16 protein-coding genes are annotated in these 16,399 nt (G+C 72.7%); 12 read left to right on the top strand and 4 right to left on the bottom strand.

What is annotated here, in order from left to right; translation table 11 throughout:
* The 7 genes from BCF44_RS40350 to BCF44_RS40320 are packed head-to-tail and all read left to right on the top strand — an operon-like array spanning position 1 to position 8,325.
* On the top strand, positions 1–1,446 hold the full coding sequence (locus tag BCF44_RS40350; RefSeq protein WP_116179782.1) for a SagB family peptide dehydrogenase: 1,446 nt from the start codon (positions 1–3) through the stop codon (positions 1,444–1,446).
* Positions 1,443–2,765 (top strand): SagB family peptide dehydrogenase, encoded by a 1,323-nt coding sequence (locus tag BCF44_RS40345; RefSeq protein WP_116179781.1) that lies wholly within the window; start codon positions 1,443–1,445, stop codon positions 2,763–2,765. Before BCF44_RS40350 ends, BCF44_RS40345 begins: the two co-directional genes overlap by 4 nt.
* Entirely contained in the window at positions 2,762–3,946 is a 1,185-nt protein-coding gene (locus tag BCF44_RS40340; protein WP_116179780.1) for an NAD(P)/FAD-dependent oxidoreductase, read from the top strand. Before BCF44_RS40345 ends, BCF44_RS40340 begins: the two co-directional genes overlap by 4 nt.
* On the top strand, positions 3,943–5,349 hold the full coding sequence (locus BCF44_RS40335; protein WP_116179779.1) for an NDP-hexose 2,3-dehydratase family protein: 1,407 nt from the start codon (positions 3,943–3,945) through the stop codon (positions 5,347–5,349). Before BCF44_RS40340 ends, BCF44_RS40335 begins: the two co-directional genes overlap by 4 nt.
* On the top strand, positions 5,328–6,335 hold the full coding sequence (locus BCF44_RS40330) for a Gfo/Idh/MocA family protein (protein WP_211353449.1): 1,008 nt from the start codon (positions 5,328–5,330) through the stop codon (positions 6,333–6,335). The genes BCF44_RS40335 and BCF44_RS40330 overlap by 22 nt, the downstream gene beginning before the upstream one ends.
* On the top strand, positions 6,332–7,132 hold the full coding sequence (locus tag BCF44_RS40325) for an NAD-dependent epimerase/dehydratase family protein (RefSeq protein ID WP_147328813.1): 801 nt from the start codon (positions 6,332–6,334) through the stop codon (positions 7,130–7,132). Before BCF44_RS40330 ends, BCF44_RS40325 begins: the two co-directional genes overlap by 4 nt.
* Positions 7,123–8,325 (top strand): cytochrome P450 family protein, encoded by a 1,203-nt coding sequence (locus BCF44_RS40320; protein ID WP_116179776.1) that lies wholly within the window; start codon positions 7,123–7,125, stop codon positions 8,323–8,325. Before BCF44_RS40325 ends, BCF44_RS40320 begins: the two co-directional genes overlap by 10 nt.
* Here the strand turns inward: BCF44_RS40320 and BCF44_RS40315 are convergent.
* Complete coding sequence (locus BCF44_RS40315) at positions 8,282–8,665, bottom strand: hypothetical protein (RefSeq protein WP_116179775.1); 384 nt, start codon at positions 8,663–8,665, stop codon at positions 8,282–8,284. The two genes, BCF44_RS40320 and BCF44_RS40315, sit on opposite strands and share 44 nt — an antisense overlap.
* Positions 8,666–8,713: 48 nt before the next feature.
* On the opposite strand from BCF44_RS40315, the gene BCF44_RS40310 reads away from it, so the two are divergent.
* The gene (locus tag BCF44_RS40310; protein WP_116179774.1) at positions 8,714–9,853 is read left to right on the top strand and encodes a macrolide family glycosyltransferase; all 1,140 of its coding nucleotides are present in this window, start codon (positions 8,714–8,716) and stop codon (positions 9,851–9,853) included.
* A 12-nt stretch (positions 9,854–9,865) separates the two neighbouring features.
* On the opposite strand, the gene BCF44_RS40305 is transcribed toward BCF44_RS40310, so the two are convergent.
* The 3 genes from BCF44_RS40305 to BCF44_RS58760 all read right to left on the bottom strand — a co-directional run bounded on the left by BCF44_RS40305 (position 9,866) and on the right by BCF44_RS58760 (position 11,852).
* Positions 9,866–10,477: a flavoprotein gene (locus BCF44_RS40305; RefSeq protein ID WP_116179773.1), complete on the bottom strand. Its 612-nt coding sequence runs from the start codon at positions 10,475–10,477 to the stop codon at positions 9,866–9,868.
* Positions 10,467–11,594 carry a nucleotide disphospho-sugar-binding domain-containing protein gene (locus BCF44_RS40300; RefSeq protein ID WP_116179772.1) on the bottom strand — a complete coding sequence of 376 codons (1,128 nt, stop codon included), beginning with the start codon at positions 11,592–11,594 and terminating at the stop codon, positions 10,467–10,469. The genes BCF44_RS40305 and BCF44_RS40300 overlap by 11 nt, the downstream gene beginning before the upstream one ends.
* Before the next feature lie 123 nt (positions 11,595–11,717).
* Entirely contained in the window at positions 11,718–11,852 is a 135-nt protein-coding gene (locus BCF44_RS58760) for a hypothetical protein (protein WP_281283198.1), read from the bottom strand.
* 237 nt (positions 11,853–12,089) lie between these two features.
* Between BCF44_RS58760 and rffA the strand changes: the two genes are divergently transcribed.
* Genes rffA through BCF44_RS40280 form a run of 4 tightly spaced genes read left to right on the top strand, consistent with a single transcriptional unit; the run spans position 12,090 to position 16,393 of the window.
* A complete protein-coding gene (rffA, locus tag BCF44_RS40295) occupies positions 12,090–13,241 on the top strand; it encodes a dTDP-4-amino-4,6-dideoxygalactose transaminase (protein WP_211353448.1) in 1,152 nt (383 codons plus the stop codon).
* Positions 13,238–13,999 (top strand): GNAT family N-acetyltransferase, encoded by a 762-nt coding sequence (locus BCF44_RS40290; protein WP_116179771.1) that lies wholly within the window; start codon positions 13,238–13,240, stop codon positions 13,997–13,999. The genes rffA and BCF44_RS40290 overlap by 4 nt, the downstream gene beginning before the upstream one ends.
* A gap of 13 nt (positions 14,000–14,012) precedes the next feature.
* Positions 14,013–15,218, top strand: coding sequence for a macrolide family glycosyltransferase (locus BCF44_RS40285; protein ID WP_116179770.1), 1,206 nt, complete (start codon positions 14,013–14,015; stop codon positions 15,216–15,218).
* Positions 15,209–16,393, top strand: coding sequence for a macrolide family glycosyltransferase (locus tag BCF44_RS40280; RefSeq protein WP_211353447.1), 1,185 nt, complete (start codon positions 15,209–15,211; stop codon positions 16,391–16,393). The genes BCF44_RS40285 and BCF44_RS40280 overlap by 10 nt, the downstream gene beginning before the upstream one ends.
* Positions 16,394–16,399: the final 6 nt, after the last annotated feature.

Genomic DNA, 16,399 nt, shown 5'->3' with positions numbered 1-16,399 from the left:
ATGACGAGCACGGGCGAGCGCTACTGGCGCCGGACGCTCCACGAGTTCGGGACGCTGCCGGGTCTGCGCGGCAAGTACGGCAACGAGGGCGATCCCGACGAGCCCGCGCGGTTCACGGCGTGGCGGGGCCTGCCGCGCTTTCCATTGCCGACGCCGGCGAGCCGGCTGACCGATGGGCTGTCCGAGCTGCTGCACTACACCTACGGTGTGTCCCGGCTGGAGCTGGGGCCGCTGGCGATGTGGCCGTACCACCGGCTGGTTCCGTCCGCGCGGTGCTTCTTCCCGACCGAGTTGTACTGCTGGCTGCCGGAAACGGGACGGCTGCCGGCCGGCCTCTACGCGTACGACGCCGCACACCACGCCCTCGTGCTGGTGCGGGCCGGGGTGGCCGTCGACGCCCTCGGGGCCGCCGTCGGCGCGGACCTCGCCGGCGCCGACTGTGTGCTGGTGTTCGCGTCGGTGTTCTGGCGTACTGCATTTCGCTACGGCGACTACGCGTATCGGCTGTGCGCACAGGAAGTCGGCATGACCGTCGGCAACGCCCTGCTGGTCGCCGGCTCGCAGGGCCGGCACGGACATGTGCACCATCAGTTCGTCGACGCCGACTTGCAGCGGCTGCTCGGCCTGGACTGGCCGGCGGAAAGCGCCATGAGCGTGGTGGCGCTCTATCCCGGCCCGCGGCCGATGCTGGCGGCCCCCGCGCGACCGCCGGTGATCGAGCCCGCCGCAACGGGATTCCTCGATCCCCGGACGTGCGGACCGCTGATCGAGATCGACGCCGCCAGCCGCCGGACCGATCTCGCCATACGCTCCACACTGGACAGTCCGGCCGTCGAGGCCGAGCCGCTGACCGTGCCGAACCTGGCGGACGTGTTGCGAGCCCGGCGTTCCGGCGGCCCGGCGTTCAACCCGGTGCGCCGGCCGATCACCCTGCATACGGTCGAGGAGATCGTGGCGCCGGCCCTGAGCCCGCACGTCAGTGACGCGGTAGCGCCCGGCGCTTGTCCGCCGGTCGCCTGCTACGTATGGGCCATCACGCCGTCCGACGGCGAGCCGGGCATCTACCGGCTGCAGGACGGGCGGCTGACCCCCGTGCGGCGGCGCGGCACGCTGGCGGGCCGGCTCCGGTCGTCGAACGTGAACTACCGCACCGCGAACTTCGTCGCCTTCCTCGTGGCCGACCAGGAGCAGGCCCAGCGCCGGCTCGGCGACCGCAGCTTCCGGGTGCTCAACCAGGAAGCCGGCATCGTCGCCCAGCGGATCTGCGTGCTCGCCGCGACGCGGTCGCTGGCCGGCCGGGTGCACAACGGCTATCCGGCCGCGGAGATCTCGGCCGAGCTGGGGCTGCCGACCGCCTGGCAGCCGCTGTTCCAGATCGTCGTCGGCACGGCCGGGCCCAGCGCCCGCTACCAGATGCCGATCCCGTTCGTCGGAGGAGCCCGATGACCCTCGCCCGCGCTTTCCTCGACGGGCCGCACCAACCTCGCGGCGCGCCCGGCGTCGCGGACACCCGCGGACTGCCCGGCGTGTACAAGCGCTATCCCGCGGCCGGGAGGGTTCCCTTCGGTGACAGCGAACTCGGCCGGATGCTACGCGAGATCAACGGCCTCACCAGGATGCGGTGGATGCCGGCGGCGGACGGCGGCGAACTGGTCGCCGGCCGCCGAGCGCCTTCCTCCGGGGCGCGGTATCCGATCGAGGTGTACGTCGCGACCGGCGACGGCCTGCACCACTACGATCCCGCGCATCACTGGCTCGACCAGCTTCGCGCCGGCGACGGGCGGTCGCTGCTGGCCGACTGCCTCGTCGATCCGCCCGAGGGCCGACCCGAGCTGGTTTTGCTGCTGAGCACGGTGTTCTGGCGCAACTGCGTGAAGTACGGTCCGTTCGGCTACCGGTTGCAGGGCCTGGACGCCGGCGTCCTCATCGGTCAGACACTGGCCGTCGCCTCGGCGCACGGTTATCGGGCGCGGGTGCACCTCCGGTTCGACGACGACCGACTGGACCAGCTGCTGGGTCTGCAACCGTACGTGGAATCGGTGTACGCGGCGGTGACGCTGACTCGAAACGCCGGCGCGGCAGGGGAGTCGGCCGACTGGTCGGGGCCTGCACCGGCCGAGCTGGCGGCCGTGCCGGCGATCGACACCATTCCGGCACTGGCGGATGTCGCCCGGCTGCACGCCGCGGCGCGACTGGCGTCGACGCGGCCGGGCGTCCCGCTGGACACCACGCCGCCGGAACCGCTGCCCGGGGCCGAGCGCCGCCGCACCGTCCACCGCTTCAACCGCCGGCCAGTGCCCAGCGCCGACCTGGATCGCCTGCTGGACATCGTGAACCGCCCGGTCCCGGCTGACCCGGTCGCCGCCGATCCCTCGACGATCTACCTCCAGGCGTCGGGTACGTGGCGGTATGACCGGGGGCTGGTGCCGACGGCGGGCGGTCCGCTCGCCCCGGCCGCGCAGAGCGCCATGCTGGCCGAGGAATTCCGCACCGCGGCCGTGACGGTCGTGCCTGTCGGCGACTACGAACGCGGGCTGCGGTCGCACGGCGATCGCTGGTACCGGATGCGGAACATCGAGGCGGGCATTCTCGCCCAGCGGGTGTGCCTGGCGGCTGCCGCCATGGGGATGGACAGCCACGTGCACTGCGACTTCGACGTCACGGCGATGGCTCGGGCGCTCGGGGTCGACGAAGGACTGCCGCTCGTGGTGGTGACCGCCGGCTACTGCCAGCCGGAACGTACCGATCCACAGGGGGAACTGTGAGCGCCGACCGGTGTGACGTCGTTGTGGTGGGAGCGCGCTGCGCGGGCGCGTCGACCGCGCTGCTGCTGGCCCGCGCCGGATTCCGGGTGTTGTTGCTGGATCGCGTGGACTTTCCGAGCGACACCCTGTGTACGCATCACGTGACCCGTCCGGGCATGCGGCTGCTGGATGAATGGGGACTGCTGGATCCGTTACTGGACGGCGGGTGCCCCACGATGACCCGGCTCGTCTACCACGCCGGCGACACCGTGCGGCTGGCCGGCGAGGTGCCGGCGACCGAGCGGCTGCGCGGGATCTACTCGCCGCGCCGGCGCGTGCTGGACGACCTTCTCGTGCGGGCGGCGGTGGACGCCGGGGTGGACTTCCGCCCGGGCTGCACGGTGGTGGGGCTGCTGGCCGACGGCGACCGCATCACGGGCGTCCGCTACCGCTCCCACACCGGTCCCGAAGGGCACGTCCGGGCGGCGCTGGTAGTCGGCGCGGACGGCATGCGGTCGTCGGTGGCCCGGTTCGCCGGCGCGCCGATCGAGACCGAGCACCCCCGGCTGACCTGCGTCTACTACTCCTACTGGGCCGACCTGCCGACCGACTTCGAGCTGTACGCCCGCGACGGCGGCCATCTCGGCGCCGCCCGGACGCACGACGGGCTCACCATGGTCGTCAGCTACTTCCCGCAGGCGGAGTTCGCCCGGATCCGGCACGACCCGATGAGTGCGTACCTGGACAGCATCCGCGCGGCCGCGCCGGAGCTCGCCGACCGGATGGCCGGCAGCCGGCCGGTCGAGCGGCTGCGCGGCAGCGGCAGCCAGCACAACTTCTTCCGTCGCGCGGCCGGACCGGGCTGGGTGCTGGTCGGCGACGCCGGGCACAGCAAGGACTCCATCGTCGGCACCGGTATCACCAACGCCCTCCGCCAGGCCGCCGTGCTGGCCGACGAGCTGACCGCGGCAGGCCTGGATGACGCCGCCCTACGCCGGTTCGCCGCCCGACGCGACGAGGAGATGGCCGACGGCTACCGGTCCACACTGGACTTCGGACGGCTGGAGGTGCCGCAGGAGCAGCTGAACCGGCTGCGCTGGATGCAGACCGACCGGAGCGCGACGGCGATGTTCGTCGCCGCCGTCGCGGGCGCGCTGGAGCCCGCGGACTTCGTGCCCAGCCTGGAAGGAGCCGCCCGATGACCGCAACCCTGTCCCGCAGCGCCGAATCCGACCTGGCGCGGCGCATCGCGGAGTCCGCGCTGGCCACGGACGGCGTCGCCACCAGCACCGCCGAGTTCCACGCCTGGTACGCCGAACGCTGCCGAGCCCAGGTCCACGAGGTGCGGCGGATCCCGTTCGACGAGCTGCGCGGCTGGGGGTTCGACCCGGCGACCGGCAACCTCGGCCACCACACCGGCCGGTTCTTCACGGTGATGGGGCTGGCGGTGCGCGGCGGCGCCGGCCCGGTCCGGCAGTGGACGCAGCCGATCATCAGTCAGCCGGAGATCGGCGTGCTGGGCATCGCCGTGCGGGACATCGGCGGCGTGCTGCACTGCCTGATGCAGGCCAAGGCCGAGCCGGGCAACGTCAACAAGGTGCAGCTCTCGCCGACCGTGCAGGCCACCAGGAGCAACTACACCGGCGCGCACGGCGGAGCCGCGGTCCCGTACCTGGCGCACTTCCGCGCGGTGGCACCGGGCCGCGTGCTCGCGGATGTTTTGCAGTCCGAACAGGGATCGTGGTTCTACCGCAAGCGGAACCGCAACATGGTGGTGGAGGTCGGGCCGGAGGTCGACGCCGGGCCGGACTTCTGCTGGCTCACCGTCGGCCAGCTGCACGAGCTGCTGCGCGTGGACAACCTGGTGAACATGGATGCCCGGACGGTGCTGTCCTGCCTGCCCGACGCCGCGCCCGGCATGCCGGGCGGTGACGACGTCGCGGCAGCCGTCCGCAGGTCCTGCGACCCCCGATTCGGCAGCCTGCACAGCACGACCGACGTGCTCAGCTGGATCACCGCCAAACACAGCGAGATCGAGCTGGTCACCACGCCGATCCCGCTCGTCGACGTCCGCTGCTGGCGTCGGTCGGACATGGCCATCTCGCACGAACAGGGCCTGCATTTCAGCGTCGTGGCGGTCGACGTGCGGGCCGACAGCCGCGAGGTCGGCTCGTGGACCCAGCCGCTGCTCGAACCGCACGGCATCGGCGTCATCGCGTTGTTGGTGCGGCGAATCGACGGGGTGCTGCACGCGCTGGTCAACGCGAGGGTCGAACCCGGCTACCTCGACGCCGTCGAACTCGCCCCCACGGTGCAGTGCACGCCGGACAACTACACCCGGCTGGATCGGCCGCCCCTGCTGGATCTCGTACTGGGGCGGCGGCCGGAGCAGGTGCTGTTCGACGCCGAGCTGTCCGAGGAGGGCGGGCGGTTCCACCACGCGCGCGGCCGGTACCTGATCATCGAGGTGGACGACGAGCCGGCCGCCGGCCGAGACGACTTCCGCTGGCTGACCGTGCACCAGCTCACCGGGCTGCTGCGACACAGCCACTACCTCAACGTCGAGGCGCGGACGCTGGTCGCGTGTCTGCGGAGCCTGCGGTGACCGGCGTCGTGCGCTTCGGGGTGCTGGGGTGCGCCTCCTTCGCGTGGCGGCGGATGCTGCCGGCGTTGCGGGCACATCCGCGGACGGAGGTGGCCGCAGTGGCCAGCCGCGAGCCGGCCAAGGCGGCCCGCTTCGCGGCCGAGTTCCGCTGTGCGGCAACGGGTTACGATGAATTGCTCGGCCGTGACGACATCGACGTGGTGTACCTGCCGCTGCCGCTCGCCCTCCGCCCCCGGTGGATCGAGGCGGCGCTGCGCGCGGGAAAGCACGTGTTGGCGGAGAAGCCACTGGCGCTGCGGCCCTGGGACGCCCGACGACTGGTGCGCCTGGCCGCGAATCACGGGCTGCTGCTGCGGGACAACTTCCTCTTTCCCCACCACCCCCAGCACGCTCAGGTCCGTGAGTTGCTCGCGGCGGGGCGGCTCGGGCGGCTGCGGGCCTTCCATGGCTCGTTCTGCATTCCGCCGCTGCCGCCGCACGACGTTCGCTACCGCCGCGAGCTGGGCGGCGGCGCGCTGCTCGACGTCGGCGTCTACCCACTGCGGGCGGCCCAGTTGCTGCTGGGCGGGGATATCCGGGTGGTCGGCGCGAGCCTGCTGGTGGATGACCGCAGGGGCGTGGACGTGGCCGGTCAGGCGTTGCTCGTCACCAAGGACGGCGTTCTGGCGACCATCGGCTTCGGTTTCGAGCACAGCTACGAATGTTCGTACTCGTTGCACGGCACTGCCGCGGCGGCACGACTGGACCGCGCGTACACGCCGCCGGCGGACTGGCGGCCGGTGTTGCGAATCGAGGATGAGGCCGTGCCCCTGGAGCCGGCCGATCAGATCGCCGCGGCCGTCGGATCCTTCGCCGATGCCGTGCTCGCCGGCCGGTCGGCGCGGCACCCGGCCGAGGCCCGGTGGTGCGCGCATGCGGTGCGCACTGTCGAGTTGGCCGAGCAGGTCCGGGAGATGGCGATCACCGGAGGGTGGCGGGTGGCATGAGGATCATCGGCACCGGCTTCATCGCGCGTGAGCTGGGCGCGCTGCGGGACCGTCATCCCCAGGTGACGGTCATCGCCGCCGGCGTGTCCAGCACGTCCGTCACCGACGACGCCGAGTTCGCCCGGGAGCGCGAACTCGTGCTGGCGACGCTGCGGGAGTGCCGGGCGCTCGGGCACACGGTGGTCTTCTGCTCGACGGCTTCGGCGGCGCTGTACGGCGCGACCGGCGAGCCACGGACGGAGGACGAGCCGGCGCACCCGGTCAGTGCGTACGGCTGGCACAAGCTCGCGATGGAGTCCGTCGTCCGGGACTCCGGCGTGCCGTGGCTGATCCTGCGGATCAGTCACCTGGTCGGGCGCGCCCAGCAACCCTGGCAGATGATGCCGTTCCTGGCCGCCCAGGTGCGTTCCGGCGTCGTGTCCATCCACAGTGGAGCTCATCGCGACCTGCTCGACGTGCGGCACCTGGTCCTCGCCGTGGACCGGCTGCTGGCCGAGACCCGTTGCCAGACGGTGAATGTCGCCTCCGCGACGCCGGAGCCGGTGGAGCGGATCGTGACCGAGATCGAGCGGCGGCTGGGGGTGCGGCCCCGGCGGATCGCGGTGCCCGGCCGGGCCGGACGGACCGTCGCCGATGTGAGCCGGCTGCACGAGCTGGTGCCCGAATTCGCGGCGATCGACTTCGGGGTCCGTCACCTGCCGGCGCTGCTGGACCGATACCTGAACTCCTGGCCGGATTCAGCCTCGGGACTGAAGACCGGGGGCGGATCCACTGTCAAGCTCGGCGCATGGGGCTGACCGGACACCGCGCCGAGGCGATCGAGATCGCGCCGGCCGACCTGCTCACCCGTCCCGACGAGATCTACGCGCGGCTGCACGAGATCGGCCCGGTGCATCGGATCCGCACGCCGGACGGCTTCGAGTACTGGCTGGTGACCGGCTACGACCTGGCTCGCTCGGCGCTCACCGACCGCAGGCTGTCCAACGATCCCCGGCACACCGGGCTGGTCGACGACGGCGACGACACGTTCCTGCCGATGATCAACAGCGATCCGCCGGACCACACACGGCTGCGCGGGCTGCTGTCCCGGACGTTCACCCCGGCTCGGGTCGAGCGGCTGCGGCCCGAGGTGCGGCGCGTCGTCGGCACGCTGCTGGACGACATGGCGCCCCGCGGAACCGCCGAACTGGTATCGGAATTCGCCTTCCCGCTGTCGGTGCGGGTCCTCTGCGCGCTGCTCGGCGTGCCGGCCGGCGACCGCGACGCGTTCGCCACCTGGGCCGCCCGGACGCTGGGTGTCCGCGGCGCGCCGCTGCCGCCGCGCGAGCGGGCACGCCGGATCCGGGCCTACTTCGCCCGGCTGGTGGCCGCCAAGCGGGAGACGCCCGGTGACGACCTGCTCAGCGCCCTCGTCACCGCCGACGACCGGCTCAGCGAGCGTGAGCTGAGCGCGCTGTGCGTGGTGCTGGTGATGGCGGGGTTGGAGACCACGACCAACCTGATCAGCAACGGCGTGGCCGTGCTGCTGCGTGAGCCGGATCGCATGCGGGGCGCGGATCCCGAGGCCCTGGTGGAGGAACTGCTCCGCTACGAGGGATCGGCCGGCCAGACCGCCGTTCGCATCGCCGCAGAGGACCTCGACCTCGGCGGGGCGCCGGTCCACGCCGGCAGCATGGTCCACATCGGACTTGCGGCGGCCAACCGCGACCCGAGGCGGTTCCGGGACCCGAGCCGGCTCGACGTGACCCGGCCCGACCGGCGCCACCTCGCCTTCGGGCACGGCATCCACTTCTGCCTCGGCGCGCCGCTGGCGCGGATGGAGGCGCGGGTCGCCGTCGACGGCCTGCTGCGGCGCTTTCCCGATCTCGCGCTGGGCTGCCCGCCGTACGAGCTGCGGTGGCGTCAGGTCAGCGTGCTGCACCGGCTCGACGCGGTGCCGGTCACGTTCACAGGTCGGGGAACGGATCCGCGGGAAGCTGGTCGGTGTTGAGCCGTTCGGCGTCCGCGGCGGTCACCACCGCGGCGTACTCCTCGTCCAGTTCGAGCACGAGCTCGCCGAGCCTGATGGTGGGCTTGAGCGAGCCGCCGGTCTCCACCGGGCCCAGCCGCACCGTCGCCGGGTGCCGGGCCCAGACCGACTTGGGGTTGTTGCGCCGGAAGACGCCGCAGCCCAGCACCAGCACCTCGGCCTCACCGACGACGACCAGGAACGGCGCGGTGCCCGCGGACCGGCCGATGGACAGGCTCATCGCGGGGAACACGTATCGGATCCGGTCACCGGGCCGCAGGAAGCGGCGGCAGCGTTCCCGGACCGCCTCGGGCAATGGCATAGACCAATTATACCGGCTGCCGGACACGACCACAATGGAGCATGCCTCGTGCACATCGCCTTCGCCACCGGCATGACGACCAGTCATGTCGGTCCGATGCTGGGCATCGTCGCCGAACTCAGGCGCCGGGGACACCGCGTCAGCTACGCGGTCACGGACGCGTTCGCCGACCGGGTCGCCGCGGCCGGCGCGCGGCCGGTCGGCTACCGGTCCCGGCTGCCGCGTGACCCGCGGGCCTGGCCCAAGGACTTCTTCGGCCTGCCGCTGCTGTTGCTCGACGAGGCCATCGCGACGCTGCCCGAACTGGCGGCCGCCTTCGCCACCGACCGGCCGGACGTGGTGGTGTCCGAGGATCCCGCGTCCGCGCTGCGGCTGCTGGCCACGCGATGGGACATCCCACAGGTGCAGGTGTGGTCGTTCCTCGCGTCCCGCACGCACTGGACCGCCCGGTACGGCCACGGGCACCAGGACGTCTCGCGGCTGCTGACCACCCTGACGGAGTTCCTGCGGCGCCAAGGCATCGACCGGACGGCGGAGCAGCACTACGCCGCCGGCTTCGACGGTGGGATCGTGCTGCTGCCGCGGAGTTATCAGCCCGCCGGCCACGAGTTCGGCGCCGGCTACTCCTTCGTCGGCCCGTGCCTCGCCGATCCGCCAGCAGCCCGGGCGCGCGCGGACGGACGGCGGCCGCTGCTCCTGGTCTCCCTCGGCTCGATCAACACCGCCCATCCCGAGTTCTACCGGACATGCGCCGACGCCTTCGCCGACCTGGACTGGGAGGTGGTCATGTCGGTGGGCTCCCGCACGGATGCCGCGGCGCTCGGCCCGCTCCCACGCAACGTCACGGCACTGCCGTGGGTGCCGCAGATGGAGCTGCTGTCGACGGCACGGGCCTTTGTCACGCATGCCGGGATGAACAGCCTGATGGAGGCGTTGTACCTGCGCGTTCCGGTCGTTGCGGTGCCCAGGCTGCCCGAGCAGGTGACCAACGCCCGCCGGCTCGTGGAGCTGGGGCTGGGCCGGGCGTTGAGTGTGCGCAGGGCCACCGCCGAGGCGTTGCGGTCGGCCGTGCTCGCGGTCGCCGAGGACGCCGCGACCCGGGAACGGCTCGCGGCGATGGGGGCGGAGATGCGGGCGAGTGGCGGCGCCGCGGCGGCGGCGGACCATGTGGAGGCTGCGGCCGGCTAGCGCCGCCGGGTGTCAGCTCGCCAGGGCTGTGCGGGTGCGCTCCAGCAGGGTGATCAGCTCCGGCAGGGAACCCGGCTGGTTCCCGTTCTGCTGGCCGGTGGTCATGCTGCGGCCGGGCACCGGCGGCAGCACGGCGACGTTGGGACGATCGGCCAGCTCGCGGCGGTGGCGGAGCATGGCGGCGCAGTCCCAACCGCCGGGCGGCAGGGCCGCCGCGATGGCGATCGGGGCGGTCGTGCACTGGAGCGCGAGCAGGGCGGGAGTGTCCACGGCGCCGAGGGCGAAGCGGGCGAGGAAGTTCATGCTGCCGGGGTAGACCGCCACCGCGTCGGGCCACTGGGCGAGCTCGACGTGCAGCGAACGGTCCCGAGACGCGGGGGACCAGTCGTCGGCGAGCACCTCGGACGGCCCGAGCGGGCGAAGGCCCTCGGCGGTCACGAAGTGCTGCGCGGACCTGGTCAGCACGACCTTGCACTCCAGGTCGGGGTAGCCGAAGCAGAGCCAGCTCAGCCACGGCGGCAGGAACACCGCCGCCGACGAGCCGGTGACGAGCAGAAGCAGCCGGCGGGCGCCGAACGGCGGGGCGGCGTTCGCCCGCGGATTCCACCGGGCATCAGAGGACATGGCTACTCCCGTTGTGGGCCAGGGCGGACACCGCGTCGGCGGGGCTGGGCAGCGCGTCGTTCTCGGCGCGCAGGCGTGCGGCCGCCGACCGGAACGCGGGGTCCCGAACCAGCCGGGCGACCCGGTCGGCGACCGCCGTCGCGGTCGCCGACGCGGGACGCAGCGCCAGCGCGGCGCCCTGGCGGACGATCTTGTCGGCGTAGAAGGGCTGCTCGGGGAGGAAGGAGGGCAGCACGAGCTGCGGCACTCCGAGGGCGAGCGCGGTCATCATCGTGCCGGGCCCGCCCTGGTGCACGAGCACGTCGCAGGTGGGCAGCAGCGCGGTGAACGGCACGGACTCCATCACCGTCACGTGCGGCGGCACGGCCGTCGACGGCGGTGCCGAGGTGGCCAGGACGACGTCAAAATCCGCAAGTGCGGCAAGGGTTTCGCCGAGCGAGTCGGGCTGGCCGCCGATCTTGGGCAGGGTACTGCCGATGGTCACGCACACCCGGGGGCGGTCGCCACGCGGCGGCAGGTCCGGGACGGCGGCGTTGCCGTTGTAGGGCACGTAACGCACCGGATGGCGGCGATACTCCGTGGCCACCCGCATGCCCGCCGGGCAGGGGTCGAGCGTGTCGTCGGTCGCGGGGCTGATGCCGTCGAGCCCCAGGCGCTCGGCCAGCGGGGCGAGTGCCGCGCGTTCACGGTCACGCAGCTGCCACAGGAAGTCCGGCCCCCACAACTGCCGGACGCGCGGAATTCCCAGTCGCGCGGCGACCAGCGGGGCCGCATATGTCGTCGGCTCGTAGACCACCAGGTCCGGTCGCTCTGACTCGGCCCGCCGGAGCAGGTCGTCGACCATCGATTCGGCGGCGGCCAGATAGGGATCGAAGAAGAACGGCGCCGCGGGCCGGGCCCCGGGGGCCAGGCGTTCGCGCGCCTTGCGCACGATATCGGGCACGTCGATGTCCCGGCCGACCGCGACCGCGGGCAGGCCGGAATTCAGCACGACGTCGACCAGCCCGGGCTGGGTGGCCACCCGCACGTCGTGCCCGGCCGACCGGAATGCCCAGCCGGTGGGGACGAGCGGGAAATAGTGCGAAGGCCATCCCCATGAGGCGAGCAGCACACGCATCGGACCGGAGCACCCCTTAATGCCGGAACGGGGCCGGCAGGTGGGTGTTTCCCGGGGTGAGGGGAACGCCCCGGGAAACACCCTGACCTGCGGTCCCGGGTGAAGACCGCCGGACGGCAGAAATCAGCAGCCGCACCAGGAGCAGCAGCACGCCTCCATCTTCGGGCTGATGTCCGTGCTGTCGCCCGCCAGCAGGTCGTCGACGGTGAGGTCGTCGAGGTCCGCGAGATCGACGGCCAACAGCGAAGCGTCCGACATGGATACCTCCGAAATAAATTGTGGTGTAACCGGCCGTGTCCCTTCTGGCCTCGGCCTGGCATCGAGAATGCCGGTTGAGTCTGCGCCGTGCTACGGCTCTCCGGCTGGTTTCGGCGCTCCGTCCGGCGTTGTTGGAGTGACCGCAAAATTCCGCCCCTCGGCTGACGCTGCTCATACCTGAGTCGGATTCTGAATTTCAGTCTTCGATTGCGGCCGGGGCGTTGATAGCATTTTTGTGTGCTCAACGTGAATTCGGTCGTCAGCCTGAACGGCACTTTTCTCACCGGTCGCGAACACGCGTACCTCGGTGCGGCGATGGCCGGCGCGCTGTCCGGCGACGGGCCGTTCACCGCGCGCGCGGCCGCGTTGATCGGCGAGCTGACCGGCGCCGGCCGGACGCTGCTGACCTGCTCGTGCACGAGCGCGTTGGACATGTGCGGCCTGCTGCTCGACCTGCGGCCCGGCGACGAGGTGATCGTGCCGTCATTCGCGTTCGTGTCCACGGCCACCGCGTTCGTGCTGCGCGGCGCCGTGCCGGTGTTCGTGGACTGCCGCCCGGACACGTTGAACATCGACGAGCGGCTGATCGAGGCCGCCATCACCCCGCGGACCCGGGCGATCGCCGTCGTGCACTACGCCGGCGTCGCCTGCGAGATGGACGCCATCCTGGCCGTCGCGGCCCGGCACGGCCTCACCGTCGTCGAGGACAACGCGCACGGCCTGGGCGGCAGCTACCGCGGCCGCCCGCTCGGCTCGCTCGGCGCCCTTGCCACGCAGAGCTTTCACGCCACCAAGAACGTCCAGTGCGGCGAGGGCGGCGCCCTGCTCGTCAACGATCTCGACCTCGCCTCCCGCGCCGAGATCATCCGAGAGAAGGGGACCAACCGCGGGCAGTTCTTCCGCGGCGTCGTGGACAAGTACACCTGGGTCGACGTCGGGTCGAGCTTCCTGCCGTCCGAACTGCTCGCCGCGTTCCTCACCGCGCAGCTGGAGGGATTCGACGACATCCAGCGCCGCCGGCACGCCGCCTGGTCCGCGTATCACGCGCGGCTGGCCCGCTGGGCGGCGGAGCAGGGCATCGGCCAGCCGACCGTGCCGGACGGCTGCGCCCACCCGGCGCACCTGTACTACCTGCTGCTGCCCGACCTCGCCAACCGGCAGGCCCTGCTCGCGCACCTCGAGCGCCGCAGCGTGCTGGCAGCGTTCCACTACCAGCCGCTGCACACGTCCGCCGGCGGCCAGCGGTTCGGCCGGACCACGGCCGCCGGCTGCCCGGTGACGGAACGGATCGCCGACCGGCTGCTGCGGCTCCCACTGCACGCCGGGCTCACTCCGTCCGATGTGGACCAGGTGGTCGACGCCGTGCTGTCCTTCGAGGTGAGCCGATGAGCTGGCGGGAATCCGTGCTGACGCCGGGGCTCACGGTCCGGGACTCGCCGCTGGACGGCGAACGGTTCGGGGTGGGCGTCACGCGCGTCACGGTGTCCGCGACCTCGACGGCCGGCCTGGAGGAGGTCCTCGCGGTGGCCCGGGACAGCACGGCGGACGTGGTAGTGCTGCGGTATCCCGCCGGCAACGTGACGTGGTTCGCGGGCCTGCGGGCCGTGCCGGGGAGGGCCGCCATCTTCGCGGACACGCTGACGTACTGGCGGCTCCGGGTCGGTGGCGGCCGGCGGCCCGCACCGTCGGAAGAGATCGCGGTGGTCGCGGAGCCGGACCCGGACATGGTGGCGGACCTGATGGCCACCGGCTTCGCCGGCTACGCCAACCACTACGCGGCCAACCCGCTGTTCGACCCCGCGCTGTCCGCGGTGGCCTATCCGGACTGGGCGTGCCGCAGCGCGAAGTCCGGGCACGCCATCGCCGTGCACGACGGACGCGGGCCACTGGGTGCGATCACCTGGGAGCGGGACGACGACCGGGTCGAACTGCTGCTGGCCGCGGTGGCGCCGGCCGCCCGCGGCCGCGCGGTGTACCCGCGGCTCATCGCGGCGGTCGAGGACCGCGCGTCGGAGCTGGGCGCGGACTTCCTGGTCAGCCCCACCCAGGGGCACAACATCGCCGGCCAGCGGGCCTGGGCCCGGTACGGCTTCGAGCCGGCGCACCCGCTCGCGACCGTGCACCTGGTGCGGTCGGAACTACTGTGAGGCAGGGATCTCCATGGCCCATGTGGCCTTCTTCGCCATCGCCGACGCCGGCCACGTCCACCCGACCCTGGCCGTGGTCGAGGAGCTGGTGCGCCGCGGTCACCGGGTCAGCTACGCGGCCGCCGACGAGTTCGCCGACCGGGTGGCGCTGGCCGGCGCGCGGCGGGTCGGCTACACCGCCACCATGAAGTCCTTCTTCGGCCGGGACAAGGCGTCCTTCGCCGACCGGGACCGATTCGCCGGCACGGACCTGGCCCGCATCCAGCACGGCCGGCTGGCCGAGGCGGTGGCCAACCTGCCCACACTGGCCGCCGAGTTCGACCGCGACCGGCCCGACCTGGTCGTGCACAGCTCGCCGTGCTGGGCCGCCCGGCTGCTGGCGGCCCGCTGGGCCGTCCCGACCGTGCGCAGCGTGCCCACCTTCGCCGGCAACGAGCACTGGTCGCTCGGCCGGAACTACGGCGGCGACGGCTCGTCCGCCGGGCTCGCGGCGGTGCACGCCGGGCTGGGCCGGCTGATCGAACGGCTCGGCGTGGACCTGGGCGCCGACGAGTTCTTCACCGAGCGGGGCGGCCGGGCGACCCTGGTCTATCTGCCGCGGGCTTTCCAGCCCGCCGGCGACACGTTCGACCCGCGGACCCACTTCGTCGGGCCCTGTCTCGGGCCCCGTGGCCGCCACGGACGCTGGCAGCCGCCGCCGGCCGGCAGCCGGCTCGCGCTGGTGTCGCTGGGCACCGCGTACAACAACCGGCCGGAGTTCTTCCGACGCTGCGTGGACTCCTTCGCCGACACCGACTGGCACGCCGTCATCGCGCTCGGCGGCGGGCTGGATCCCGCCGCGCTCGGCCCGCTGCCGGGCAACGTCCAGGCGCACCCGTTCGTGCCGCAGCTGGACGTGCTCAAGCGCGCCGACGTGTTCGTCAGCAGCGCGGGCATGGGCAGCGTGATGGAGAGCCTGCACGCCGGCGTGCCGGTGGTGGCGGCGCCGCAGATGCCGGAGCAGCGGGCCAATGCCGACCGGATCGTCGAGCTGGGGCTGGGCGCCCGGCTGGACGATGTGGATGCCCTGGCGCGCACGGTCGACGCGGTGACGTCCGACGCCGGCGTCCGCGCCCGCGTCGCCGACATGCGGCGTCAGATCGACGCCGCCGGTGGCGCGTCGGCCGCTGCCGACGTCGTCGAGCTCGCCCTGGAGGAGGCCCGTCAGCCGTGCACGTAGCCTGCTACGCGATCCCGGACGCCGGCCACGTGCACGCGCCGCTGGGCATGGTGGCCGAGTTGGTCGATCGCGGCCACCGGGTCAGTTTCGCCGTCACCGACGAGTTTGCCGGGGCGGTGGCCCGTGTCGGCGCGCGAGCGGTGCGTTACCGCACCACGATGGCGTTGGCCGAGCAGGCGGCCCGCCCGGCGCGGCCGGCCTTCACCGACGACGACCTGGCCGACCTCGTCGCGGGACTGCTCACCGAGGCCGTCACGGTGCTGCCTCAACTGACCCGGGCCTTCGCCGACGACCCGCCGGACGTGGTCGTGTACGACGATCCGACCGGGTGGGCCGGGCGGCTGGCGGCCCACCGGCTGGGGATTCCCGCCGTGGCCAGCCGTTCCACGTTCGCCATGGGCGACCAGTGGTCGCTCGCCGACGCCCACACCGACGTGCGACCGGGAAACCCGGCGCTGGGCAGGGTGATCGGCGGCGTCGCGGCACTGCTGGCGCGGCTGCGGTCGGACCTCTCGGTGGAGGATGTCCTGCTGGGCAGCGGGGCCGAGCCGACGCTGGTCTTCCTGCCCAGGGAGTTCCAGTACGCCGGCGACACCTTCGGCTGCCGGTTCCACTTCGTCGGCCCGTGCGTGCCGCCCGGCGCCGGAGCGTGGTCGCCGCCGGACGACGGACGCCCGACGGTGCTGGTGTCGCTGGGAACCGTCCACAACAGACGTCCGGACTTCTATCGCACGTGCGTCGAGGCGTTCGCCGAATCGGACTGGCGCGCGGTCATCTCCGTCGGCGCGGGCACGGATCCGGCCGACCTGGGACCGGCGCCGGCCCACGTCGAACTGCGCCGGTCCGTGCCCCAGCTCGACGTGCTGGGGCACGCCACGGCGTTCGTCAGCCAGGCCGGCATGCGCAGCAGCATGGAGAGCCTGCACTTCGGGGTGCCGATCGTGGCCGTGCCGCAGATGTCCGAGCAGCGGGCCAACGCCGACCGCATCGACGAGCTGGGGCTGGGACGACAGCTCGGCCGCGGGCTGACCGCGGACACGCTGCGAGCGGCCGTGTACTCGGTGGCGCAGGACAAGGACATTCGGATGCGAGTCGACAGTATGCGAGCGGCGATCCGGCGCGCCGGCGGGGCCGCCGCCGCCGCGGACGTGGTGACCGGCGCGGGCGGAGGCTGAAAGACC

The sequence above is a fragment of the Kutzneria buriramensis genome, from assembly GCF_003387475.1.
Lineage (GTDB): Bacteria > Actinomycetota > Actinomycetes > Mycobacteriales > Pseudonocardiaceae > Kutzneria > Kutzneria buriramensis.
Note: the sequence above shows the minus strand (reverse complement) of the source record. Positions and strands in the feature narration are given on the sequence as shown.

Bases quoted from the DNA above. Each gene is read 5' to 3' on its own strand.
- BCF44_RS40350 (WP_116179782.1), top strand. From the start codon at position 1: ATGACGAGCACGGGCGAGCGCTACTGGCGCCGGACGCTCCACGAGTTC.
- BCF44_RS40345 (WP_116179781.1), top strand. From the start codon at position 1,443: ATGACCCTCGCCCGCGCTTTCCTCGACGGGCCGCACCAACCTCGCGGC.
- BCF44_RS40335 (WP_116179779.1), top strand. From the start codon at position 3,943: ATGACCGCAACCCTGTCCCGCAGCGCCGAATCCGACCTGGCGCGGCGC.
- BCF44_RS40325 (WP_147328813.1), top strand. From the start codon at position 6,332: ATGAGGATCATCGGCACCGGCTTCATCGCGCGTGAGCTGGGCGCGCTG.
- BCF44_RS40320 (WP_116179776.1), top strand. From the start codon at position 7,123: ATGGGGCTGACCGGACACCGCGCCGAGGCGATCGAGATCGCGCCGGCC.
- BCF44_RS40315 (WP_116179775.1), bottom strand. From the start codon at position 8,665: ATGCCATTGCCCGAGGCGGTCCGGGAACGCTGCCGCCGCTTCCTGCGG.
- BCF44_RS40305 (WP_116179773.1), bottom strand. From the start codon at position 10,477: ATGTCCTCTGATGCCCGGTGGAATCCGCGGGCGAACGCCGCCCCGCCG.
- BCF44_RS40300 (WP_116179772.1), bottom strand. From the start codon at position 11,594: ATGCGTGTGCTGCTCGCCTCATGGGGATGGCCTTCGCACTATTTCCCG.
- BCF44_RS58760 (WP_281283198.1), bottom strand. From the start codon at position 11,852: ATGTCGGACGCTTCGCTGTTGGCCGTCGATCTCGCGGACCTCGACGAC.
- BCF44_RS40290 (WP_116179771.1), top strand. From the start codon at position 13,238: ATGAGCTGGCGGGAATCCGTGCTGACGCCGGGGCTCACGGTCCGGGAC.
- BCF44_RS40285 (WP_116179770.1), top strand. From the start codon at position 14,013: ATGGCCCATGTGGCCTTCTTCGCCATCGCCGACGCCGGCCACGTCCAC.